We start from the raw sequence: 21,833 nt of genomic DNA on the forward strand, positions 1-21,833 counted from the left end.
CCCGGTTTGTTAACAGCACCCTTACGAAACGTGTGATGCCAGGCACGTTGCGCCATGACCTGGAAACACGATGTAGCTGACGTGCATCTGCTCTCCGCGCTCGCCGCCGCGCTGCCGTTGCTGCTCGCCGCGCAGTCGATCGAGGAGCAGGAGTGGCACCTCGACGCGCTCGACGTGTACACGGCGCAGGCCCAGGCGCGCGGGGACGGCGTGATCGTCGCGGTGATCGACTCCGGTGTCGACGCCCAGCACCCCGACCTCGCCGGGCAGGTGTTACCCGGAGCGGGCTTCGGCCGGTCCAAGGGCACCGACGGCACGACCGACACCGACGGTCACGGCACCGGGATGGCCGGGATCATCGCCGCGACCGGCAGGGGCGGCGGCGCGCTCGGCATCGCGCCCAGCGCCAAGATCCTGCCGATCGCCAGCGCCGACGAGAAGGAGCAGTTCGGGCTCGACGTCGTCGCCGACAGCATCCGGTGGGCCGCCGACCACGGCGCCAAGGTCGTCAACATGTCGCTGGGCTTCTCCAGTTCGATGACGCCGACGCTGGTCAAGGCCGTGAACTACGCGATCGAGAAGGACGTTGTCCTCGTCGCCGCCACCGGCAACGAGGGCAAGGAGGTCTCCGCGCCCGCCAACATCAACGGCGTGATCGCGGTCGCGGGCACGAACAAGGCGGGCAAGCCGTGGGCGTCGTCCAACGTCGGCGCGGACACGGTGCTCGCGGCTCCGGCGGAGGGCATCGTGACGATCGCACCGGAAAGCGTCTACGCCAGCGGTTATGCCGAGATGGACGGCACGAGCGCGGCGTCGGCGATCGTGACCGGGGTCGCCGCGCTGGTGCGGGCCAGGCATCCGCAGATGCCGGCGAAGGACGTCGTCAACGCGTTGATCAGGACCGCGACCGACCTGGCGGAACCCGGCAGGGACGCGACGACCGGGTTCGGCATGGTCAACCCGGTGGGTGCGCTCACCGCGCAACTCCCCGCGGTGGAACGCAATCCGCTGCTGCCGGCACCGGCGCCCTCGACGACGCAACCGACTCCGACGCTCGCGGCGCAACGTCCCGCCCAGCAGCCGGTCGACGTGAAGGCCCGGCTGCCGTTCGTCGCCGCCGTCGCGGGCGGCACCGCGGTGATGACCGGTCTGTTGATCGCACTACCGGCCATCAGGTCGCGGCGTCCCAAGCCCGTCGTCAGTGAGCGTGATACTCCACCGACTCCTTGGTGAGCTGCATGAAGGCCTCCTCCAGCGAACCGCGCTGAGGGCTGAGCTCGTGCAGCACGATCTGGTTCTCCGCCGCGAGCTCACCGATCTGCTGCGCCGGAATCCCGTGCACCACCAGGCTTCCGCTCACCGAGTCGTCGGTGACCGTCGCGTGCGCAGCGAGGATCTCCCGCAGCTTCGCGGCGTGTGGCGACCGCACCCGGACGGTGTCCTGGGTGGCGTCGGCGATGAACTGCTCGGTGGTGGTCTGCGAGATCAGCTGGCCCTTGCCGATCACGATCAGGTCCTGGGCGGTCTGCGCCATCTCGGAGAGCAGGTGGCTCGACACGAACACCGTGCGGCCCTCGCCCGCGAGCCGGTGCATGAACTGCCGGATCCAGAGGATGCCCTCGGGGTCGAGGCCGTTGACCGGCTCGTCGAACAGCAGCACCTCGGGGTCGCCGAGCAGCGCCCCCGCGATGCCGAGCCGCTGCGACATGCCGAGGGAGAACCCGCCGGCGTTCTTGTGCGCGACCTCGGTGAGGCCGACGATCTCCAGCACTTCCTTCACCCGGCTGACCGGGATCCTGTTCGAGACCGCGAGCCACTTCAGGTGCGAGCGCGCCGAACGGTTGGGGTGCACCCACTTCGCGTCGAGCAGCGCGCCGACCTTGCGCAGCGGCTGCTTGAGCTCGACGTAGTGCTTCCCGTCGATCTTGACGTCTCCACCGGTGGGGGTGTCGAGGCCGAGGATCATCCGCATGGTCGTGGACTTGCCGGCGCCGTTCGGGCCGAGGAACCCGGTCACGCGGCCCGGCTTGACGACGAACGACAGGTCGTCGACCGCCTTGGTCTTGCCGTAGTGCTTGCGAAGACTGACTGCTTCGATCATGACCTCTCCCGGTTCGCTCGAAAGAACTGACAGGGACCTGGGTCACCCCCCGACGGATGACCCAGGTCCCTCTCCCCCTTTATTCGGAACAGGTCACGCGTCCCGCCGCTTCGCGACGATCAGGGCGACCACCAGCATCGCGACGGCGATACCGGCGAAGTAGGCCAGCGATCCCCACTGGCTCAGCTTGAAGTCGACGCCCGCCCCCGCCTGTTCGGCCGCGTTCGCGCCGCCGAGCTGCAGGAAGTGGTTGGCGTTCATGAACGGCAGCCACGCCTGGATCTTCACGCCGGCCTTGGGGATGATCCCGATCAGGCCTTCGAGCAGCATGTTCCAGACGAGCAGGATCGCCACGGCGCCGGCGGTCTGGCGGACCAGGATGCCGACCGCGATCGCGATGATCGCGCCGATTCCGTAGAGCAGCCCGACGCCCGCGACGTGCCGCCACTCGTCGCCCGAGTTGATCGCGAGATCGGAAGCCGGCGACAGCAGCTTCGCCATGCCGACCGAGCCGAACGCGATGATCTCGCCGAGGACAGCGGCGATGAACGCCACCACGACGGTCTTCGCGACCAGCGCGGACGTCCGGTTCGGCACCGCGAGGAACGTGGCGCGGATCGTGCTGAAGCGGTACTCGGTGGTGACCGCGAGAGCCGCCATCACCAGCACGACGGACAACGCGAGCTGGCTGCTGCCGAACTGCGTGACGCCGAGGGACAGCTGGCCGTTGTCGGTCGAGGCCGCGATGATCGCGGTGAGGCCGACACCGAGGACCAGGGCGAGCGCGCTGCACCAGTACGGCGAGCGGGTCGAGAAGAGCTTGATTCTCTCAACAGCCAACAGGGTCATCAGACTCACTTCCCGATCTCTGCGTGGTACTCGACAGCATCGCCGGTCAGCTGCATGAACGCCTCTTCGAGCGAACCGCGCTGAGGACTGAGCTCGTGCAGAACAACACCGTGAGCAGCGGCGATGTCCCCGATCTGGTCACTGGTGGCACCCGATACGGACAACGCGCCGTCCGCACCGTCACGAACGGTGAAGCCCTTGTCGACGAGCAGCGGGCCGAGCTTGAAGAGCTGAGGACTGCGCACGAGGACTGTGTTACCCGTCGCGCCGTCGATGAACTCCTGCGTGCTGCTCTGGGTGATCAGCTTCCCCCGGCCGATCACGATGAGCTCGCTGGCCGTGAGGGCCATCTCCGACAGCAGGTGGCTCGACACCAGGACCGTGCGGCCCTCGGCGGCGAGGTTCTGCATGAACGTGCGGATCCAGAGGATGCCCTCGGGGTCGAGGCCGTTGACCGGCTCGTCGAACAGCAGCACCTTCGGGTCGCCGAGCAGTGCCGCGGCGATCCCCAGCCGCTGCGCCATGCCGAGCGAGAACCCGCCGGCGTTCTTGCCCGCGACCTGGGTGAGACCGACGGCCTCCAGGACCGCGTCCACCCGCTTGTTCGGCAGCCCGTTGGACTTCGCGAGCCAGCGCAGGTGGGCACGAGCGGACCGGTTGGGGTGAACCCACTTGGCGTCGAGCAGCGCACCGACCGTCTGCAGTGGACGGACGAGTTCCGCGTAGGGCTTTCCGTCGATCAGCACGCGGCCTGCCGTCGGACGGTCGAGCCCCAGGATCATCCGCATGGTCGTGGACTTGCCCGCGCCGTTGGGACCGAGGAACCCGGTCACTCGTCCAGGTTGGACGGTGAACGACAGGTCGTCGACCGCGACCGTCCTGCCGTATCTCTTGGTGAGGCCGACTGCCTCGATCATTGGCTTTCCCCTCTCGGTGATGGGATCACTCTGTCCCTCCGAGGGGTCCTGCCACATCGGCCTGCGGTCTGCGCGTGCGTCAACTTCCGTCGTCGGGTGCCGCTACCTCCGTCGTAGTTGAATGAGCCACATGGGATACACGGAAGCCCCGGACGGCTGGTGGCGCGAGTTCGTCCTGGCCACCCCCGCCCGCACCGGCAAGCTCGCGGTCACCCGCAAGGACGGCTCACCGCACGTCGCCCCGGTCTGGGTGGACCTCGACGGCCCCGACGTCGTCTTCCTCACCGCACGCGACACGGTCAAGGGCAAGTCGATCCTGCGCGACGGCCGCGTCGCCCTGTGCTTCGACGACGAGACGCCGCCGTTCAACTTCGTGACGATCACCGGCCAGGCCGTGATCGACGAGGACCCCGAACAGCTCAAGTACTGGGCGGGCCGCACGGCCGCGCGCTACATGGGCGCCGACCGCGCCGACGAGTACGCCGAGCGCAACGGCGTGCCCGGCGAGATGGTCGTGCGGGTCAAGGTGGGCAAGGTCGTCGCCATGCAGAACGTCTCCGACTGAATCGGGTTGCCGTCCTGGCGCCGGCTCGGCGACGCTGAACCGGTGCCAGGACAGAAGAAGCGCAAGAACCGGCAGGCGGCGGCGGACCGTCGCCTTGCCGCGCGCACCGCGCCGGGCACGGGCGAGTGGGTCGTGCACTTCGAGACGCAGAACTACGCGGAGTGGCGCGACTACGTGCACCGCCTGCGCGCCGCGCCGGAGAAGGCCGGTCTGACGCGGTCCGACCTGGAAGTGGCCAGGGCGGACGCGTTCTGCGGCCGCGAACGTCATCCGACCACCTACCGGCTGAGCGTGTTCGTTCCGCACTCCGCCTGACGATTCCTAGACCTCGATGGTGGCGAGCGGGTCCACGCCGTAGTTGCGCGCGTACCCGTTCTCCACCCCGACCAGCAGGTCGACCACCTCGAAGTAGGTGTCCCAGAACGGGGACTCGCGCAGCGCCTCCACGAGCAGCTGCCAGGCGTCGTGGTCACGCGCCTCCCACACCCAGACGTCGGTGACGCGCGTCGAGTAGAACTCGGTGTCGTAGAAGCGCGACCGCACGCCCTCCGCCTTCTCCTTGATCACGGGCAGGATCTCGGTCTCGAACGCCTCCAAGCGCTGCGGGACGGTCAGGGTGAGCCACTTCGGGGTGGTCTTGACGAGCATGAACGCGGTGATGCCTGCTTCGAATGTCATGCCTCGAAACTAGAAACCGCCGGGCATTGCTCGCCACGCAACTTTGGCAAGTCAGAGTTGCATACGATGCAAAGGTGCCTGATCAGCTGGATCTGAACCTGTTGCGCGTGTTCGACGCCCTGCTTCAGGACGGCAGCGTCACCGCGGCCGCCGAGCGGCTGCACCTGTCCATCCCCGCGACCAGCAGGGCGCTGGCCCGGTTGCGGCGGGCAGTGGGCGACCCGGTGCTGGTCCGCGCGGGACGGGGGCTGGTGCCGACGCCGTTCGCGCTCCGCATCGCGCCGAGGGTCCGTTCGCTGCTGGACGAGGCGTCCGCGCTCATCAACGCGAAGGAACTCGACCTCGCCGAGCTGCGCAGGACGTTCACCATCCGCGTGAGCGACGGGGTGGTGACTCCGCTGGTCAACGCCGTCGCCGCCCAGGCGCCCGGTGTGGTGCTGCGGTTCGTGCCCGAAGGTGACGAGAGCGTCGAGGCGTTGCGGAACGGGTCGGTCGACCTCGACATCGGCGCGGGGAACGACACCGAGACCGACATCCGGTCCGTCGTGCTGTTCCGGGAGAAGCTCGTCGGCATCGTGCGCGCGGACAGTCCGCTGAAGAACCGTCCGACGCTCAAGCAGCTCTGCCGTCATCCGCACGTCTCGGTGTCCCGCCGCGGCCGGTCGAGCGGTCCGCTCGACGCGACGCTGCAAGCCGCCGGCCTGCGACGACACGTCGCCGCCGTCGTCCCGTTCTTCTCCGCCGCCGCCCAGCTCGTGGCGTCGAGCGACTACGTCGGGCTGGTCCCGCAACGCCTCGCCGAGCAGTACCCGGGAGGCCTGCGCTGGTTCCCGATCAGCGCGGACCTCCCGGAGATCGAGGTGCGGATGCGCTGGCACGCCCGGCTCGACGCCGACCCGGCCCAACGCTGGCTGCGCGAGACGATCCAGGCCTGCGTCTAGGGGAAGTAGCGGTTCAGCACCTGCGCCGCGCCGTCCTCCAGCACGGTCGGTCCCACCTCGTCCGCCGCCGCGTGCACGTTCGCCGGCGCCTGCCCCATGGCCACCCCGAGACCGGCCCACCGCAGCATCTCGACGTCGTTGGTCCCGTCACCGATCGCGAGCGCGTCCTCCGCGCGGATGCCGTGCGACGCACTGATCTCTTCCAGCGCCGAGCCCTTGGTCACGTCGAGAGGCACGGCGGTCAGCCACGCCTCGGTGTGGTCGACGGACCACTCGATGCCCGGCAGCTCCAGCTCCCGGACGGCGAACGACAGCTCGGCCGGCGTGTGGTCCAGCCAGCGCATGACCAACCGGGAGGTCGGCTCCGCCATCTCGTCGAACGTCACCTGCGTCGTCACGCCCCACAGGTCGCCCGGCAGGAACTCGCCCAGCGACAGGTTGCCGACGCCGGTCTGCTCCACCGCGAACACCGACCCCGGCAGCAGTGCCTGCAGCGTCTTGATCGTCGGGCCGGGGTCGAAGGTCACGCGCTTGGTGACCTCGCGGCGAGCCGGGTCCCACCACACGGCGCCGTTGGAGCACACGCAGAACGCCACGGGCAGTTGCGCGGCGACCTCGGAGATGCCGATGAGGCTGCGGCCGGTGCAGAGCACGACGAGAGCGCCGTGTTCCGTCGCGCGCACCACAGCCGCTTTCACGGCGGGCGAGATGTCGTTCGAGCCGACAGGGGTCAGGGTTCCGTCGATGTCCAGCGCGATCAGACGCGGTCTCCAGCTCACGTGGTGTCACCCTATGCGAAGGTTAGTGAATTGTGGTTCACTAATGGCGTGGCACGACCTCGCACGATCACCGACGAACGGATCCTGAACGCCGTCGCGGCCGTCATCGACCGGCGCGGACCGGAGTTCACCGTCGCGGACGTCGCGGCGGAGGCCGGGGTGTCGGTCGGGGCGGTGGCGAAGCGGTTCGGGTCCAAGAGCGGGCTGCTGCAGGCCCTCACCAAGGCGGGCACCGAAGAGGTCGTCCGGCGGACGCGCGAGGCCGGCACCGTCCGCGACGCGCTGCTGACCTGGTTCGACCGGCTCGCCGACCCTGTGGTCGCGGCGAACAACCTGGCGCAGCTCGGGGTCGACCTGATCGACCCGGAACTGCGCGCGCTGCTGGCCCGGCACTACGCGGTGCTGGAAGAAGAGCTGGAAGTCCTCTGCGCGGCCGAGGGGCTGCCGTCCAACGCGGCCAGAGTCCTCGCCGCGCTGGTCTACGGGATCTCGATGGACTGGTCGGTGCGACCGCGCGGCGACCTGCTGGCCCGCACGGCGGAGGACATCGACCTGGTGTTGAAAGGGATGCGCTGATGGCTACCTGGGCGGAGTTCGCGGCCGAACAGCCCGACATGGCCGCGTTCGTGCAGGGCAGGTTCGCAGCGGACCGGCACGCGTTGATCGCGACGCTGCGCAAGGACGGCGCACCGCGCATTAGCGGCGTGGAACCGGACTTCGCCCACGGCGAACTGTGGGCGGGCATGATGCCCGACTCGTTGAAGTCCAAGGACTTGCGGCGCGACCCGAGGTTCGCGCTGCACTGCATGACCACGACCGCGTCCATGACGGAGGCGGGCGACGCGAAGATCAGCGGCACCGCCGAGTTCCACGCGGACAAGGAGATCTACCTGAAGGACCTGTTCGACCGCACGGGATGGCAGCCGAAGCCGGACGAGATCGACCTGTTCCGGTTCGACGTCACCGAGGTCGTGCAGCTCACCGTCGAGGGCGACGAGATGGTCGTCCTCTCCTGGCACGAGGGAAGGGGAACTCGCCGTGTCGGCAAGAAGTGATCCCGATCTGAGCGGGAAGGTGGCGGTCGTCACCGGCGCCACGCGCGGTGCGGGACGGGCGATCGCCGTGGAGCTCGGGGCGGCGGGGGCGACGGTGTTCGTCGGCGGCCGGACCACGCGCACGCAGCAGTCCGAGGTCGGGCGGTCGGAGACGATCGAGGACACCGCGGACCTCGTCACCGCGGCGGGTGGCAGGGGCATCGCCGTCCGGTGCGACTTCACCGATCCGTCCGATGTGGACGCTTTCGCGGCGCGCATTGACAAGCTCGACGTCTTCGTGAACAACGCCTGGGGCGGCGAGAACCTCGTCGAGTGGGGCAAGTTCTGGGAGCACGATCTCGACAGGCAGTTGCACATGTGGCGCAACGGCATCGAGACACACCTCGTGGCACTGCACCGGCTGATGCCGCTCGTGATCAAGTCGGACAACGGTCTCGTGGTCGAGGTGACCGACGGCGAGGACGGCGAGGCGTACTTCGTGAACCTCACCTACGACGCGGTGAAGAACTCGGTGCGCCGGTTCGGCGAGGTGCTGGCGAAGGACCTCAAGGACTACCCGAACGTGACCGCGCTGGCGGCCACGCCGGGGTTCCTGCGCTCCGAGCAGATGTTGGAGACGTTCGGCGTCACCGAGGAGAACTGGCGCGACGCCATCGAGAAGGTGCCGGACTACGCGTTGTCCGAGACGCCGCACTACCTCGGCCGCGGCATCGCTCACCTCGCGGCGGACCAGGACCGCAAGAGGTTCGCCGGACAGTGCCTGTCGTCGTGGAGGCTCAAGCGCGAGTACGGGTTCACCGACCTCGACGGGTCGCAGCCCGACTGGGGCCGCTGGTGGGACGACGTCGTGAAGCCGCGAATGGCGGGTCAGGCCGTCGAGGCTGATCCCGAGAAGTACCGCTAGGCGTCGCCGGGGCGGACGAGACCGGTCTCGTAGGCCAGCACCACGGCCTGCACCCGGTCTCGCAGCTCCAGCTTGGCGAGGATCCGGCCGACGTGCGTCTTCACCGTCGCCTCCGACAGGAACAGCTTGCGGGCGAGCTCGGTGTTCGACAGGCCCTTCGCGATCAGCACGAGCACCTCGCGCTCGCGTTCGGTCAGCACGTCGAGCATCGAGGCGTCCCGAAGCTCACCGCCGCCGTCGCCGAGGAACCGGCCCAGCAGCCTCTTGGTCACCGACGGCGAGACCACGGCGTCACCAGAGGCCACCGCGCGCAGCGCCGACACCAGGTCGGACGGCGGGGTGTCCTTCAGCAGGAAGCCGCTGGCCCCGTTGCGCAGGGCCGACAGGGCGTACTCGTCCATGTCGAAGGTGGTCATGACCAGCACCTTCGCGGTGTCGGCCTCGGCGATGCGCTTGGTCGCCTCCACGCCGTCCATCACGGGCATGCGGACGTCCATCAGGACGACGTCGGGCCGGAGCTTGTCGGCCATCTGGACGGCGTCGAGGCCGTCGGCCGCCTCGCCGACCACGTCGATGTCTTCCTGAGCGCCCAGCACCATGCGAAAGCCCATTCGCATGAGTTCCTGGTCGTCTACCAACAGCACCCGAATCACTCGATCACCCTATGCGGCTAGCGGGAATGTTGCGCGGACGCGCCAGCCTCCGCCGGGGTTGGGGCCTGCCTCGAACTCGCCGCCGAGCACCGCCGCCCTTTCCCTCATGCCGATCAGGCCGTTTCCGCCGGAGACCTTGACCACGTCGTGGGGGGTGCCGAAGCCGTTGTCGGTCACTTCCAGCCGCAGTTCCTCCGGCATGCGGGCCAGTCGCACCATGGCGGTGGTGCCGGCTCCCGCGTGCTTGATGGTGTTCGTCAGAGCTTCCTGCACGATCCGGTAGACGCTCAGCCCCACGCCCACGGGCAGGTCGTCGACGTCGCCGGTGATCTCCAGTCGCACCGGGACCCCGGCGGCACGGGTGTTCTCGGCCAGTTCGACCACGCCTCGCGCGTCCGGCTGGGGAGCCCACTGCGTCTCGGCGTCATCGCTGCGGAGAACGCCCAGCAGACGGCGCATCTCGGTCAACGCCTGGCGGCCGGTGTCGGCGATCGTGCGGACCGCGTTCTCGGCCACCTCCGGCTGGGACCTGATCGTGTAGGCGGCGCCGTCGGCGTGGACGATCATCACGCTCACCGCGTGGGCGACGACGTCGTGCAGTTCGCGGGCGATCCGGGAACGCTCCTCGCCCACGGCGATCTTGGCCTGCTGGTCGCGTTCGGTTTCGAGAAGTGCCAATCGTTGCTCCATCTCACGCTGGTAGGCGCGGCGGGCGCCGATGAACTCGCCCATCGCCCAGCTGAAGCCGAAGATCACGAAGACCAGGAACACGAGGAACACGGCCTGGATCTCGCCGACCTGGAAGACCGCCCAGAGCAGCGTGCCGGCGAGCAGCCAGCCCAGGTAGATCAACGCCGTCTTGCGGTTCGTGTTCGCGACGAGCGTGTACAGCGCTATGGCCAGCGCGAAGTCGGACATGCGGACCGGGAGGCCGTTGATGCCCCCGTGCGTGAAGAGTTGCAGGAACGCGCCCGCGAGGATCAGGTAGCTGGTGCCCAGCGGGTGGTAGCGCCGGAACGGCAGCGGCCCGAGCATCAGCAACGTCACCGCGAGGTAGGCCGAGAACGACACCCCGTTGTCGACCGCTGTGACCGCGAAGCCCATGTCGAAGAGCAGCAGAATTCCGGCGATCAGGGAGTCCCCGAACGCCGGATGAGCCTTCATCCACAGACTGAACCGCCGCACTGGACAAGGTTAGGTGCGGGCCGAACTTCCGCGCGTCGCGCCACGGGTTGACGCCGCGTACGACTTCAGTGTGAGTTATTGTGTCGAGGGGTTGGTACAAACTTCGGGGGTGGCCGTGTTCGACGGGGATTTCTGGATCCAGCTCGTGGTGCTGGCCGCGGTAGGCGTCTTCCTGCTGATCATGCTGTGGCCGACGGCGTCGACGGGCAGGCGGCTGCTGCGGAAGTGGCAGGTGCGGGACCCCTCCGACGCTCAGGTCGAGGACGCCATCCGCTACCTCAAGCGGCGCCGGTTGCTCTACCCGTGGCTCTACGTGACGATCGGGTTCGTTCCCATGAACGGTGACGACTCGACGACGCAGTTCCTCGTCGTCGTGCTCGCGGGCACGTTGCTGGCCGAACTGCTGGCCCTGCGGGTGCCGCGGGAGGGGCGCCGGGTGGCGTCGCTCGCCCCGCGCGGGCTGTCCGACATAGCCGCCAAGGGCGTGCTGATCTCCTATCCGGTGGTCGTCCTCGCCATGGCGGTCCCCCTCGTCATCTGGGAACAGTGGGCGCGGCTCGGCTGGCTCGCGCTGTCCGTGCTCGTGGTCGCGGTGATCGTCTGGGCCGCCGTGGCGCGGCCGGCGATCGGTGACGAGATCGTCGACCTGGCCCTGCGCACCCGAAGCGTGCACGTCTCCGCCGGGCTGGGCGCCGGCATGGCGGGTGTGCTGGTCCATGGTCTGCTGGGGTTCGTCGGCATCCTCGCGTGGATCGCGATCGCCAACACGAAGCCGATGCCGGCGAAGACGGCGCCGTGACCGCTCCCCGGATCGTCGTCGACGTCGAGAACGGCGTCGCGCCCTGGCGCCAGGTCCGGGACCAGCTCGTCCGGTTGATCAGCGGTGGCGTGCTGCCGGTCGGGTCGCGGTTGCCGACGATCCGCCAGCTCGCCGCCGACCTCGGGCTCGCCGCCGGCACCGTCGCGCGGGCATACCGGGAGCTGGAGACCGAAGGCGTGCTCACCACAGGACGAAGGCAGGGCACCGTGGTGGCTGCCCTGCCTTCGCATGCACCGGACCCGCTCTCCGCCGCTGCGGCGGAGTTCGTCGCCATCGCTCGGTCACTCGGCGCCAGTGAGGGGGAGGCACTGAACGCCGTGCGAGCCCACTACGTGGGTGAGTAAGGCGACTCGATCTTGGGTGCGGGCCGCGGTTCGCCTACGTGTGCCTGACGTTCCTCTTGCCGCTCTTCGTAGATGCGGTGTTCCTCCGCCATCTGGTCCGCGAGTTGCTGCTGCATCTGGCGATCCCGAATCCTGGCCAGGATCGCCATCGTCGCACCATGAGCCCCTGCCAGCAGCAACAGCACGACGCCCAGCTTCAGGACCACGTTCTTCACTTCGCTGCCGGTGTCGACCTCGATGATCGACACGATCGCCAGCAGGCCGAGCACGACGAGGTGGAACAGCACGGCCGTCAGCTTCATCATGCCGCTGGCCTGCTCGTCGTCGTACGCGGCGCGCCTCAGATATCCCTTGCCGCTGTGGTAGATCAGCTGGCCGTCGACCACGACCAGGACGATCCCCAGCACTAGGAACGTCACGTAGCTGTCACCCATGAGCTGTGGCTACCCGCGCACGCACGCGCACAAACCGTGGCACGATCAGTGCCCGTGACGGCGTTGCAGGGACAACAACTGGCCGGACCGCTGTGCGCGGCGGTGGCCAACCTGTGCGTTGCCCTGCAACCACAGGTCTCCCCGCGGACCGCCGCCGGATTCCAGGAAGTGCTGCGCCGTCTGCACGCGCCGTTGCAGGTCGCGGTCGCCGGCCGGATCAAGTCCGGCAAGTCGACTCTGGTGAACGCCCTGATCGGACGCCGGGTCGCGCCCACCGACATCGGCGAGTGCACCCGGCTCGTCACGCGCTATCAGTACGGCACGGTCGACCGGATCGAAGTCGTGCTGCGGGACGGCAGACGGCAGGTGCTGCCGTTCGACGCGAACGGCATGATCCCCGCTTCTCTTGGCGTGGAAGGCGTCTCGCACATCGAGGCGTATCTGACGAACGCCGTGCTGCGCGACTTCACCGTCATCGACACGCCAGGGCTCGGTTCGCTGGACGCGGCCTCGGTCGCGCGCACCGAGGAACTGCTGGATCCCGTGTCGCGCAACGCGGTCGCGGGTGCCGAGGCCGTTCTCTACGTCGTGACGCAGGGCGTGCGCGCGGATGACCATTCGACGCTGGCCGCCTTCACCGCGGCGACCGCGTCCCGCGAAGCCGGGCCGGTCAACGCCATCGCCGCGTTGAACAAGGTCGACGCGGTCGCGCCGGAAACCGTCGAGGGCGCGGAGGGTGACGTCTGGCGGGCCGCGCAGATCCTCGCGTCGAAGCAGGCCGATCTGCTCAAGCCGCGGGTCGCGGACGTGCTGCCGGTGATCAGCCTGCTCGCCGAGTCCGCGGAGACCGGCGAGTTCACGTCGGCGGACGCGGAGGCGTTGCGGGCGCTGGCGGCCCTGGACCAGGACACCCGCACGATGATGCTGATGTCCGGCGACCTCTTCACGTCGTGGGACTGCGACGTCGCGGCCGGCGTGCGGTCCCGGTTGCTGGAGAAGCTCGACCTCTACGGCATCGGCCAGGCGCTCCAAGCTCTGGACGCCGAACCCGCGCTCACCGCCGGAGCGCTCAGGCGGGTGCTGTTCGACGCATCGGGGTTCGCGGCCGTCCGAGGCCGGTTGGACGCGGTCTTCCGGGCACGGGCCGACGGGATCAAGGCCGCCGCCGCACTGGCCTCCGTCACGTCGCTGGCCGCGGGCGACGCCGGCGAACGGCAGCGCGTGCACGACGCGATCGAGGTCCTGCTGGCCCGGCCCGAGGCGCATCAGCTGCGGCTGCTGGAGGCGTTGACGCTGGTCTCGTCCGGTGCGGTCGCGCTGGCCCCTGACCTGACGGAAGAGGTGCTGCGCGTCGGCGGCACCCCGGACATCGCGGCTCAGCTGGGCATGGCCGGTCGGCCCGGCTCGGAGCTGGCCGCGTTCGCGCTGGAACGGGCTGGGTGGTGGCGTTCGTTCGCGTCGTTCGGCGCGACTCCGGCGCAGGCTCGAGTGGCGCACGTCGTCCACAGGGCGTATTTCCTCATCTGGCAGCAACTACGTGCTGGGGGGCACCGATGAGCCTGAACGGAACCGAACCCGCGGATCTGACGTCGGAAAACGGTGTGGAGACCATTGCCGACGAGCTGCTCGACCAGGCGCTGGCCGAGCGCCGTGCGCTGGTCCAGCTGTGCATGTACGCGCTGGACCGCGCCAGTGCGGGCGTGGTCCAACGCATCGAGGAAGGCCTCTCGTCCATCGGGGTCGTGGCGGTGCGGGCGGACGGTGAGCGCTTCGACCCGTCGCAGCACGAGGCCGGCGGCACCGTGCCGACGGACGACCTGTCGTTGCAGGGCCTGGTCGCCGAGACCGAGGTGCCCGGCTTCTGCGACCGCGGCCGGGTCCTGCGGGCTCCCGTCGTGACGGTCTACACGTCCCGATGAGCAACCTCTCGCAGACCGTCCGGCAGACCCGCGAACGTCTCGTCTCGGTCGTGCGGGAGCTCGACCCGTCCATGGCCGACTGGGTGGCTCGCCGCGCGGTACCGGAGGTGTCGTCGGTCGTGATCGTCGGCGAGACGAACCGCGGCAAGTCGTCGCTGGTCAACGCCCTGCTGTCGGCCCCAGGTCTCTCGCCGGTCGACGCCGACGTGGCCACCTCGACGTACCTCGTCTTCCAGCACGGCCCGTCCTGGGCGGCCCGCGCCTGCTACCCCGGCCTGCTCGCACCGGTCAGCTTCCCGCTGCCCGCGCTGATCAACTGGGTCTCCGCGGCCCACGACCTGCCAGAGGGCGAGCTGCCCCCGCGCTACGTCGAGGTCGACGCCCCGATCCCGTTGCTGGAACGGATGTCCGTTGTGGACACTCCCGGCGTCGGCGGCCTGGAGTCGGTGCACGGCGAACTGGCCCTGGAGGCCGTCACCTCGGCCACCGCCCTGGTCTTCGTCGTCGACGCCTCGTCACCGTTCACGCGCGGTGAGCTCGACTTCCTCAAGCGCGTCGGCGACCGCGTGGAAACCGTCGTCTTCGCCCTGACCAAGACCGACCAGTACCGAGGCTGGCGCCAGGTCCTCGACGCCAACCAGGCCCTGCTCGCCGAGCACGCCCCCCGTTTCGCCGACGCCACCTTCCACCCGGTGTCGTCGCGCATGTTCGGCATGGCCGCCCAGGCCCCGAACCCCGACGCGGCCGCCATGCTCCGCGAACGCTCCGGCATCTCCGCCCTGCAGACCGCCCTGCAGGAACTGGTCACGGGCCGCGCCGGAATGCTGGCCGAGGCCAACGCCCTCCGCGCGCTGTCGACCGTGCTGGCGGAGCTGGAGATCCGCCTCGAACACGAGAAGCGCGCTCTGTCCGTGGGCGAGGACGAGGCCGTCGTCCTGCGAGCCCGCCGCGAAGAACTGCAGACCGAGCGCCGTTCCTCCACCCGAGGCTGGCAGGTCCGGCTGCGCGGCGAGGTCCAGCGCGCCCGCATCGAGAACTCCCACGAGATCTCACGCCAGATGCGCGACCTGCAGACCTGGTACCGCCAGTCCATCGACGCCGCCGACCGCACCGCCCTCGCGTCCCTGCCGCAACAGGTCGACACGGCGTTGCAGGTCGTGTCCGGCCGCATCTCCACGGCACTCTCGGTACGCCTCTCCCAGGTCACCGACGCAGTGCTGGCAACCCTGTTCAGCACCGAGGAACTGACCCTGATCCGCGGCCAGTTCGCCCGCGGCGAGCGACCACCGGTCGTGTTGCGCCCCAAAGAGAAGCGACCACCGACAGCCGAGGACAAGCTGCTGGTGTTCATGGGCGTCTCCGGCGGCCTGGGCGCGGGCAAACTGGCCGTCATGCCGCTCGCCGGCCTGGGCATCGCCGTGCTGAACCCGGTCGTCCTGCCGGTCACCATCGCCCTGGGCCTCGGCGCGGGCTGGTGGATGGCCCGCACCCGCACCCACACGGCGGAAAAACAGCACGTCAAGCAGTGGCTCTCCGACGCCATCGCCGACGCACGCTCCACAGTGGACCAACTAGCCGCCGAACAGCTGATCGAGGCGGAGCAGGCCCTCTCCCTGGCGCTGGACGAGGCGCTGGCCAAGCGCATCGAGGCCATCGAGGCGGAACTGCGCGAGGTCGACCGCGCGTTGCGCATGGAGGCGGGCGAACGCGGTCGCGAGCTGCAGTCCGTCACGCGGCAACTGGCCGAGGTGGAGCAGGGCCGGTCGAAGGCGGAGGAACTACTGGGCCGGATCCGCTCGGTCCGCGACCGCGCCTAGATCCACGGGTCCGCGGTAGGCGGGATCCAGCGGGGCCAGCCGGATCTGGCGCCGGTCGGTGATCCAGACGACCTCGAACGTCGAGACCGTGCCCACGCGCGGCCACCGGTCCGGATCGTGCGGCAGCCTGAGGACGTCGACGAAACCGGTGTCAGGAAGGCCGAGGTCCACGAAGACACCGATCGTGCCTGGCCGAGGCACGAGCACAACGGTGCCGGTCAACCGCTGTCCCACCGCCACGTGCGAGCCGCTCACGCTTCGACAACAGCGGCGACACCCGCCCAGGCGGTTGGCCGTGGAACCAAACCGGCATAACGTGGGTCATACCGGTACATGAGCAAGTAGGAGGTGTGTCCCGGTGTACATCGACGAGAACGGTGCGGCCGACGCCGAGCTGAAGGTCACCGTCGAGGATGAGGAGTACACCGCCGACGTCACCTTCGACCTCGACCAGGACGGCGTGAACGACTCCGCCGTCGTCGAGACGGATGACGGTGGCCATCTCGCGTTCACCGACACGAACGGCGACGGTGACGCCGATCTGATGAGCACGTTCCACAAGGACGGCAATCTCCTGAGCCAGGCTCGGTTCGAGGAGAATTCCGGTGAGTGGGTTGCGGTAGGCCCGAACGACTCTCCTCAGGAAAAGACGAATTCGTCCCCCAAACAGGCGATTGTCGTGGACACCGACGAAGGTGAACGAAACGTCGGGCAGGCCACCGAGGACACCGACGGAGACGGCAAGGCCGACACCGCGATCGTGCGGGACGACGACGGTGACACGTGGCTGTTCACCGACGCGAACGGCGATGGCAAGGCCGACGTGGCGACCGAGATCACGCGATCCGGCGAGGTCACGATGTCCGAACACCGCGGTGACGACTGGGTCGAGGTCGAGCACGGGCACATCGAGTCCGACGGCCGGTACGTGACCGACTCGAAGAGCGGCATTCTGGACGACTCGGACGACTGGCTGGAGGAAGAACGGTTCGACGGCGTCGTCCGAATCGATTCCACAACGGGGCAGTGGATCAGTCCGAACTGACCCCAGAACTGAAGCGCAGGTCACAGGCCCCGGTGTGGTGAGAACCGCACCGGGGCCTCTTGTGTTTTTCCCACCTCAAGCCGGCCTTAACGCCGTCCGAGTGCTGAATCGATTCCAGAATCGGTTTTGTGAGGGAAGCGACAGGCTGGGGGTGCTTTACCTGCCATTCACCGGGCTAACCTCGGTCCATCCCCTTCCACGTACGCCCGGCCCCACCGGGCGTCGTGAGCTATTCCCGAGGACGACGAAGTCCTGCACCGGACCACCACGTGCTCGGGTTGCCGAGGCGTTCAGTCAGGAGACGAGACGAGATGACGGCAGTGACCATTCCCGGTCTCGAACACGCACCTACCAACCACGCGCGTCTGCTCGCATGGGTTCAGGAAGTCGCTGAGCTGACCTGCCCCGACGAGGTTGTTTGGGCTGACGGGTCTCAGGGCGAATGGGACCGTCTCACGAAGAAGCTCGTCGACGCCGGCACGTTCGTGCCGCTCAAGAAGAAGCCCAACTCGTTCTGGGCGGCCTCGGACCCGACGGACGTCGCGCGCGTGGAAGAGCGGACCTACATCTGCTCCGTGCGCGAGGAGGACTCGGGCCCGACGAACAACTGGATGGATCCTTCGGAGATGAAGGCCATCATGACCGAGCTCTACCGGGGCTGCATGCGTGGCCGCACGATGTACGTCATCCCGTTCTGCATGGGCCCGCTGGACGCGGAGAAGCCGATGCTCGGTGTCGAGATCACCGACTCGGAGTACGTCGTCGTCTCCATGCACATCATGACCCGCATGGGCACCAAGGCGCTGAAGCTGTTCGGTGAGGACGCTCCGTTCGTCCCCGCGCTGCACTCGCTCGGCGCTCCGCTGGAGCCCGGCCAGGAAGACGCGCAGTGGCCGTGCAACGACACCAAGTACATCTCGCACTTCCCGGAGACCCGCGAGATCTGGAGCTTCGGCTCCGGCTACGGCGGCAACGCCCTGCTCGGCAAGAAGTGCTACTCGCTGCGCATCGCCTCGGCCATGGCGCGCGACGAGGGCTGGCTCGCCGAGCACATGCTGATCCTCAAGCTCACCTCGCCGGAGAACAAGGCGTACTACATCGCCGCCGCGTTCCCGTCGGCCTGCGGCAAGACGAACCTCGCCATGCTGGAGCCGTCCATCCCCGGCTGGAAGGTCGAGACGCTCGGCGACGACATCGCCTGGATGCGTTTCGGTGAGGACGGCCGCCTGTACGCGGTGAACCCGGAGAACGGCTTCTTCGGCGTCGCGCCCGGCACCGACTACCACACCAACCCGAACGCGATGCGCACCATCGCCAAGGGCAACTCGCTGTTCACGAACGTCGCGCTGACCGACGACGGCGACATCTGGTGGGAGGGCATGGGCGAGCCCCCGGCCCACCTCACCTCGTGGAAGCACCAGGACTGGACGCCGGACAGCGAGGAGCTCAGCTCGCACCCGAACTCCCGTTACTGCACGCCGATCGAGCAGTGCGACATCAAGGCGCCGGAGTGGGAGGACCCGAACGGCGTCCCGATCTCGGCGATCTTCTTCGGTGGCCGTCGCGCCACGACGATCCCGCTGGTCACCGAGTCGCGCGACTGGCAGCACGGCACCTTCATGGGCGCCACGCTGTCGTCGGAGACCACGGCCGCCGCGGTCGGCAAGACCGGCGTCGTCCGCCGCGACCCGATGGCGATGCTGCCGTTCATCGGCTACAACGCCGGCGACTACTTCCAGCACTGGGTCGACCTCGGCAAGCGCGCCGACGCCGACAAGCTGCCGAAGATCTTCTACGTCAACTGGTTCCGCCGCGGCGAGGACAAGCGCTTCCTGTGGCCCGGATTCGGCGAGAACTCGCGCGTGCTGAAGTGGGCCATCGAGCGCCTCGAAGGCAAGGCCGCCGCCCAGGAGACCCCGATCGGCTACGTGCCGACCGCGGCCGACCTGGACCTCGAAGGCCTGGACGCGTCGCGTGAGGACATCGAGGCCTCGCTCGCGTTCGACGCCGACGAGTGGCGCGCCGAGATCCCGCTGGTCGAGGAGTGGTTCGCGAAGATCGGCGAGAAGGTCCCGACCACGCTCCGCGACGAGCTGGCGAACCTGAAGCAGCGCCTGGGCTAGTTCTCGGGTGTTCGTGATGACCCAGCGGTCAACGGCGACCGCTGGGTCATCTTTTTGAGGTACTACTGATCGTGTGACGCGAGACGACTTCCTCGGCGGCCTGAACTTCGACGGCTCGAAGCGCGATGTGGAGGTCGGCCCGACGACGGGCATCGTGCGCTACTACCCGGTGCCGCCCGCCCCGCCGGCCCGTCCGTCGCGATGGCGCTACGTGCTCGTGTTCGGCCTCGGTTTAGCCATCGGCGTGGTCGCCGGTGTGGTCCTGTGCAGCAATTTTCTCTGAATCAGCGCAGCTCATCGTCCACTTGAGACGAAGTTGTCCACAGATGTGGACGGACTTGTGCACACGTTGTGGATAGCTGTGGACAAGCCTGGGGACTTCTCCGCGCGTCCTGAAAAAGTCTTGCTCCAGGAATGAACCTGGCCCCTGCCGGGAACGTCTTAGGTGTGTGATGGCGATCACAAAGATCGTCACCGGACGGTAGGGAGGTGTGCCGTGGGGATCGCAGGAATCGCGATGCTGGTGCTGTCCCTGGCCGCCGTGCTGATGGTCGTCGTCGCCGGGTCAGTTCGGGAGCGGGTTGTCCCGAATGCCGAGGAGGGTGCTGTTGAAGACCTTGGTGGCCTCCGCGTAGCAGACGGCGTTGGTCCAGCCCTCTGACCAGGCCTGGGAACCGGGGTTGCGCCACGCGGGGAACACGTCGGTGCGCTTGGTCGAGCCCAGGTAGTCGTGCACGGCCTTGGTGCACTTGTCGTTCGCGAGCGTGTTCATCTGCTCCTTGGACGGAGCGGGGTCGGTCGACTTGCCGAGCGACACGACACCGGCGGGCACTGCCTCTGCCAGGTGCGGGGTGTTGCAGGCGACGACCTTGACCTCCTGGTCCTTCGACGGCGAACCCTGGGTGCAGGTCTGGAAGGTGCTGAAGCCGTTGTTCTTCAGCACGTCCTTCACGGAACCCTTGCGCGCCAGCGGCTTCTCGTCGGGGCTGATCTCCACGACGGTGCACAGCCGCCAGCGCTGGCCGTCCTTCCAGCCCTGCTCGTTCGGCCAGAACGCCCAGACCCGCAGGCGCGTCGAGTCCGAGTCGCCGCCGCCCAGGTACTCGCTGAGCGTCTGGCGGCACGGCGGGAGCGCGGCCTTGCGCAGCGCCTGCGTGTCCGGATAGGTCGAGGACAGGCCGGTGAGTTCACCGACGCTCATGACCTCGGCCTCGTGCGATTCGGTGCACTGCAGCACCTTCAGCTCGTAGGCGTTCATGCACTGCCCCGCCTTGGGCAGGGTGGGTGCGGAGGCGGAGGCCGTGGACGGCAAGGGGCCCGGGACCGCTTGCCCACCCACCTGAATCGCGCACGCGGACAGCGTCAACGCGCTCAGGACAATTGCCACCGCCAGCCGCACACGAGTCACACCACAGAGACTAGGGCCTTGACCTGATCGGCGATGTCCCGACGCTGCTTTTCGAAGGCGGAATCGGTCAACGCGGCCGGGTCGGCCGGCTGCCCGAGCACCGGCGTGTGCAGGTGTCCGCCGAGGACATTCGTTGCGCCGTAACCGATTCGCAGCCGGTTGGCGCGGTACATGCTCTCGTTGGAGAGGTAGTCACCGCCGCCGCCGGACGCCGCGACCCTGCCCGGCGTCGGCTCGTCCGTGCGGCACGACTGCTGCGAACCGACGACGACCCACTCGCAGAAGGCCCGGTTGAAGTTCACGGTGAACGGGCCGGTGCCCGCGTCGATCATCTTCTGGAACGGCAGCGAGGTCTCGATGAACTCGTTCGCCGGCTGCGGCCAGCCCGCCGCGTTCGGGACGCTGCCGAACGAGCCGACTTCGTTGTTGTCCGCGAAGCCACCACGCCAGCGCGCCGCCCACCGTTCGACGTCGAAGCGGCCCGGCCTGCCCTGGCTGATCGTCACGAACGCGTCGGGCTTCTGCTGGAGAGCCGATCCGTAGAACTGCTCGACGACGCCCTCGTCGAAACCGCCCCACAGCACCGGAAGCACCGCGGCCTGCAGCACGACCTTGCCGCTGGGCGTGGAGATCTCGCGGCCGTCGAGCTGCAACGCCGCCGCGCCGGCCGGGTTGGCGCGCCGCACGTTCACGCCGCTGAGCTGGAACGGGTCGAAGCCGGTCACCGCGATTTTGCGCACGCCAGGCTTGCTGGGGAACGCCGAGTCGCTCAGACCCCTGGACGCCCAGTCGAACTGCTGGATCAGCTTCGCGCGGTCGTTGGGCGCCATGGCGAACCGCGGCGTCCACTGGCGCAGCGCGGAGCTGAGCTGCAGCCGTGCCCAGTAGAGCGGACGGTCGTCGTAAGCGTCGTGTGTCACGGGTGTTGTGCTCTGTGCGCGCGCGACAGCGGCTTTCCACAGCGCGTTGCCCTCGCGTTGCACGAACTGCTGCGCCTGCTTCGGCGCGATCTGGCGGCAGAGCCTGGAGGTGAAGTCCGTGACGCGGCCGTCGAACCCGGCCAGCTGCACGAGCGCGGGACCTACGGCGGGGCCGCCCGCGACCAGCGTGTCGTCGAGCCGTTGTTCCTCGACGGTCAGCGGAACGGTGGTGTCGTAGCAGTTCGCGTCCTGTGCGTGGGCGACGGCAGGACTCAGGGTGAGGGCGAGTGCGGTCAGACCGACCAGTCCGGCGATGGTTTTCACGGGGTCAATCTCAACGCAAAGGGCCACCCGCCGTAACCGACGGGTGGCCCAT

26 protein-coding genes are annotated in these 21,833 nt (G+C 68.5%); 15 read left to right on the plus strand and 11 right to left on the minus strand.

What is annotated here, in order from left to right; all coding sequences use genetic code 11:
• The first annotated feature begins 54 nt into the window (after positions 1 to 54).
• A complete protein-coding gene (locus ACIRG5_RS12860; RefSeq protein WP_402904181.1) occupies positions 55 to 1,233 on the plus strand; it encodes a S8 family serine peptidase in 1,179 nt (392 codons plus the stop codon).
• Here ACIRG5_RS12860 and ACIRG5_RS12865 read toward each other — a convergent pair.
• The 3 genes from ACIRG5_RS12865 to ACIRG5_RS12875 form a co-directional block, all read right to left on the minus strand.
• Entirely contained in the window at positions 1,199 to 2,101 is a 903-nt protein-coding gene (locus tag ACIRG5_RS12865) for an ABC transporter ATP-binding protein (protein ID WP_402904184.1), read from the minus strand. The genes ACIRG5_RS12860 and ACIRG5_RS12865 overlap by 35 nt on opposite strands.
• 93 nt (positions 2,102 to 2,194) lie before the next feature.
• Positions 2,195 to 2,950, minus strand: a complete 756-nt coding sequence (locus ACIRG5_RS12870) for a hypothetical protein (RefSeq protein ID WP_402904187.1) — start codon at positions 2,948 to 2,950, stop codon at positions 2,195 to 2,197.
• A 5-nt stretch (positions 2,951 to 2,955) separates the two neighbouring features.
• Positions 2,956 to 3,867 carry an ABC transporter ATP-binding protein gene (locus ACIRG5_RS12875; RefSeq protein ID WP_402904189.1) on the minus strand — a complete coding sequence of 304 codons (912 nt, stop codon included), beginning with the start codon at positions 3,865 to 3,867 and terminating at the stop codon, positions 2,956 to 2,958.
• 130 nt (positions 3,868 to 3,997) lie between these two features.
• Here ACIRG5_RS12875 and ACIRG5_RS12880 point away from each other — a divergent pair, with 130 nt between their 5' ends.
• Together ACIRG5_RS12880 and ACIRG5_RS12885 are read left to right on the plus strand one after the other, a co-directional pair.
• Entirely contained in the window at positions 3,998 to 4,432 is a 435-nt protein-coding gene (locus tag ACIRG5_RS12880; protein ID WP_402904192.1) for a PPOX class F420-dependent oxidoreductase, read from the plus strand.
• A gap of 42 nt (positions 4,433 to 4,474) precedes the next feature.
• The gene (locus ACIRG5_RS12885; RefSeq protein ID WP_402904195.1) at positions 4,475 to 4,747 is read left to right on the plus strand and encodes a hypothetical protein; all 273 of its coding nucleotides are present in this window, start codon (positions 4,475 to 4,477) and stop codon (positions 4,745 to 4,747) included.
• Positions 4,748 to 4,753: 6 nt separating this feature from the next.
• Here the strand turns inward: ACIRG5_RS12885 and ACIRG5_RS12890 are convergent, their stop codons facing one another.
• Positions 4,754 to 5,110, minus strand: coding sequence for a darcynin family protein (locus ACIRG5_RS12890; RefSeq protein ID WP_402904198.1), 357 nt, complete (start codon positions 5,108 to 5,110; stop codon positions 4,754 to 4,756).
• A gap of 74 nt (positions 5,111 to 5,184) precedes the next feature.
• Here ACIRG5_RS12890 and ACIRG5_RS12895 point away from each other — a divergent pair, with 74 nt between their 5' ends.
• Complete coding sequence (locus ACIRG5_RS12895) at positions 5,185 to 6,051, plus strand: LysR family transcriptional regulator (RefSeq protein WP_402904201.1); 867 nt, start codon at positions 5,185 to 5,187, stop codon at positions 6,049 to 6,051.
• Here the strand turns inward: ACIRG5_RS12895 and ACIRG5_RS12900 are convergent.
• Positions 6,048 to 6,830 (minus strand): HAD family hydrolase, encoded by a 783-nt coding sequence (locus ACIRG5_RS12900; protein WP_402904204.1) that lies wholly within the window; start codon positions 6,828 to 6,830, stop codon positions 6,048 to 6,050. The genes ACIRG5_RS12895 and ACIRG5_RS12900 overlap by 4 nt on opposite strands.
• A gap of 48 nt (positions 6,831 to 6,878) precedes the next feature.
• Here ACIRG5_RS12900 and ACIRG5_RS12905 point away from each other — a divergent pair, with 48 nt between their 5' ends.
• The 3 genes from ACIRG5_RS12905 to ACIRG5_RS12915 are packed head-to-tail and all read left to right on the plus strand — an operon-like array spanning position 6,879 to position 8,789.
• Positions 6,879 to 7,406 carry a TetR/AcrR family transcriptional regulator gene (locus ACIRG5_RS12905; RefSeq protein ID WP_402904207.1) on the plus strand — a complete coding sequence of 176 codons (528 nt, stop codon included), beginning with the start codon at positions 6,879 to 6,881 and terminating at the stop codon, positions 7,404 to 7,406.
• Positions 7,406 to 7,885 (plus strand): pyridoxamine 5'-phosphate oxidase family protein, encoded by a 480-nt coding sequence (locus tag ACIRG5_RS12910; RefSeq protein WP_402904210.1) that lies wholly within the window; start codon positions 7,406 to 7,408, stop codon positions 7,883 to 7,885. The genes ACIRG5_RS12905 and ACIRG5_RS12910 overlap by 1 nt, the downstream gene beginning before the upstream one ends.
• Positions 7,886 to 7,892: 7 nt before the next feature.
• A complete protein-coding gene (locus tag ACIRG5_RS12915; RefSeq protein ID WP_402904915.1) occupies positions 7,893 to 8,789 on the plus strand; it encodes an SDR family oxidoreductase in 897 nt (298 codons plus the stop codon).
• On the opposite strand, the gene ACIRG5_RS12920 is transcribed toward ACIRG5_RS12915, so the two are convergent.
• Both ACIRG5_RS12920 and ACIRG5_RS12925 read right to left on the minus strand, forming a co-directional pair.
• Entirely contained in the window at positions 8,786 to 9,442 is a 657-nt protein-coding gene (locus tag ACIRG5_RS12920; protein ID WP_330271863.1) for a response regulator transcription factor, read from the minus strand. The two genes, ACIRG5_RS12915 and ACIRG5_RS12920, sit on opposite strands and share 4 nt — an antisense overlap.
• 9 nt (positions 9,443 to 9,451) lie before the next feature.
• Positions 9,452 to 10,627 carry a sensor histidine kinase gene (locus ACIRG5_RS12925; protein ID WP_402904214.1) on the minus strand — a complete coding sequence of 392 codons (1,176 nt, stop codon included), beginning with the start codon at positions 10,625 to 10,627 and terminating at the stop codon, positions 9,452 to 9,454.
• 109 nt (positions 10,628 to 10,736) lie between these two features.
• Between ACIRG5_RS12925 and ACIRG5_RS12930 the strand changes: the two genes are divergently transcribed.
• Both ACIRG5_RS12930 and ACIRG5_RS12935 read left to right on the plus strand, forming a co-directional pair.
• On the plus strand, positions 10,737 to 11,426 hold the full coding sequence (locus ACIRG5_RS12930; protein WP_402904217.1) for a hypothetical protein: 690 nt from the start codon (positions 10,737 to 10,739) through the stop codon (positions 11,424 to 11,426).
• The gene (locus tag ACIRG5_RS12935) at positions 11,423 to 11,791 is read left to right on the plus strand and encodes a GntR family transcriptional regulator (RefSeq protein WP_402904220.1); all 369 of its coding nucleotides are present in this window, start codon (positions 11,423 to 11,425) and stop codon (positions 11,789 to 11,791) included. The genes ACIRG5_RS12930 and ACIRG5_RS12935 overlap by 4 nt, the downstream gene beginning before the upstream one ends.
• Here ACIRG5_RS12935 and ACIRG5_RS12940 read toward each other — a convergent pair.
• Positions 11,776 to 12,225 (minus strand): hypothetical protein, encoded by a 450-nt coding sequence (locus ACIRG5_RS12940; RefSeq protein WP_319976451.1) that lies wholly within the window; start codon positions 12,223 to 12,225, stop codon positions 11,776 to 11,778. The two genes, ACIRG5_RS12935 and ACIRG5_RS12940, sit on opposite strands and share 16 nt — an antisense overlap.
• Before the next feature lie 54 nt (positions 12,226 to 12,279).
• Here ACIRG5_RS12940 and ACIRG5_RS12945 point away from each other — a divergent pair, with 54 nt between their 5' ends.
• Genes ACIRG5_RS12945 through ACIRG5_RS12955 form a run of 3 tightly spaced genes read left to right on the plus strand, consistent with a single transcriptional unit; the run spans position 12,280 to position 15,961 of the window.
• Positions 12,280 to 13,782 (plus strand): dynamin family protein, encoded by a 1,503-nt coding sequence (locus ACIRG5_RS12945; protein ID WP_402904224.1) that lies wholly within the window; start codon positions 12,280 to 12,282, stop codon positions 13,780 to 13,782.
• Positions 13,779 to 14,144, plus strand: a complete 366-nt coding sequence (gene grpE, locus ACIRG5_RS12950) for a nucleotide exchange factor GrpE (RefSeq protein ID WP_402904227.1) — start codon at positions 13,779 to 13,781, stop codon at positions 14,142 to 14,144. The genes ACIRG5_RS12945 and grpE overlap by 4 nt, the downstream gene beginning before the upstream one ends.
• The gene (locus ACIRG5_RS12955; protein ID WP_402904230.1) at positions 14,141 to 15,961 is read left to right on the plus strand and encodes a dynamin family protein; all 1,821 of its coding nucleotides are present in this window, start codon (positions 14,141 to 14,143) and stop codon (positions 15,959 to 15,961) included. The genes grpE and ACIRG5_RS12955 overlap by 4 nt, the downstream gene beginning before the upstream one ends.
• Here ACIRG5_RS12955 and ACIRG5_RS12960 read toward each other — a convergent pair.
• Entirely contained in the window at positions 15,923 to 16,216 is a 294-nt protein-coding gene (locus ACIRG5_RS12960; RefSeq protein WP_402904233.1) for a hypothetical protein, read from the minus strand. The genes ACIRG5_RS12955 and ACIRG5_RS12960 overlap by 39 nt on opposite strands.
• Before the next feature lie 103 nt (positions 16,217 to 16,319).
• On the opposite strand from ACIRG5_RS12960, the gene ACIRG5_RS12965 reads away from it, so the two are divergent.
• From ACIRG5_RS12965 to ACIRG5_RS12975, 3 genes are all read left to right on the plus strand, one after another.
• Complete coding sequence (locus ACIRG5_RS12965) at positions 16,320 to 17,006, plus strand: DUF6802 family protein (protein ID WP_402904236.1); 687 nt, start codon at positions 16,320 to 16,322, stop codon at positions 17,004 to 17,006.
• Positions 17,007 to 17,317: 311 nt separating this feature from the next.
• Positions 17,318 to 19,129: a phosphoenolpyruvate carboxykinase (GTP) gene (locus tag ACIRG5_RS12970; protein WP_402904238.1), complete on the plus strand. Its 1,812-nt coding sequence runs from the start codon at positions 17,318 to 17,320 to the stop codon at positions 19,127 to 19,129.
• Positions 19,130 to 19,202: 73 nt separating this feature from the next.
• A complete protein-coding gene (locus ACIRG5_RS12975; protein ID WP_330271874.1) occupies positions 19,203 to 19,412 on the plus strand; it encodes a hypothetical protein in 210 nt (69 codons plus the stop codon).
• Between the two features lie 282 nt (positions 19,413 to 19,694).
• Here the strand turns inward: ACIRG5_RS12975 and ACIRG5_RS12980 are convergent, their stop codons facing one another.
• Together ACIRG5_RS12980 and ACIRG5_RS12985 are read right to left on the minus strand one after the other, a co-directional pair.
• Positions 19,695 to 20,537, minus strand: a complete 843-nt coding sequence (locus ACIRG5_RS12980; RefSeq protein WP_402904241.1) for a septum formation family protein — start codon at positions 20,535 to 20,537, stop codon at positions 19,695 to 19,697.
• On the minus strand, positions 20,534 to 21,781 hold the full coding sequence (locus ACIRG5_RS12985) for a hypothetical protein (protein WP_402904243.1): 1,248 nt from the start codon (positions 21,779 to 21,781) through the stop codon (positions 20,534 to 20,536). Before ACIRG5_RS12985 ends, ACIRG5_RS12980 begins: the two co-directional genes overlap by 4 nt.
• Positions 21,782 to 21,833 lie beyond the last annotated feature (52 nt).

Source organism: Lentzea sp. NPDC102401 (assembly GCF_044765805.1).
Lineage (GTDB): Bacteria > Actinomycetota > Actinomycetes > Mycobacteriales > Pseudonocardiaceae > Lentzea > Lentzea sokolovensis.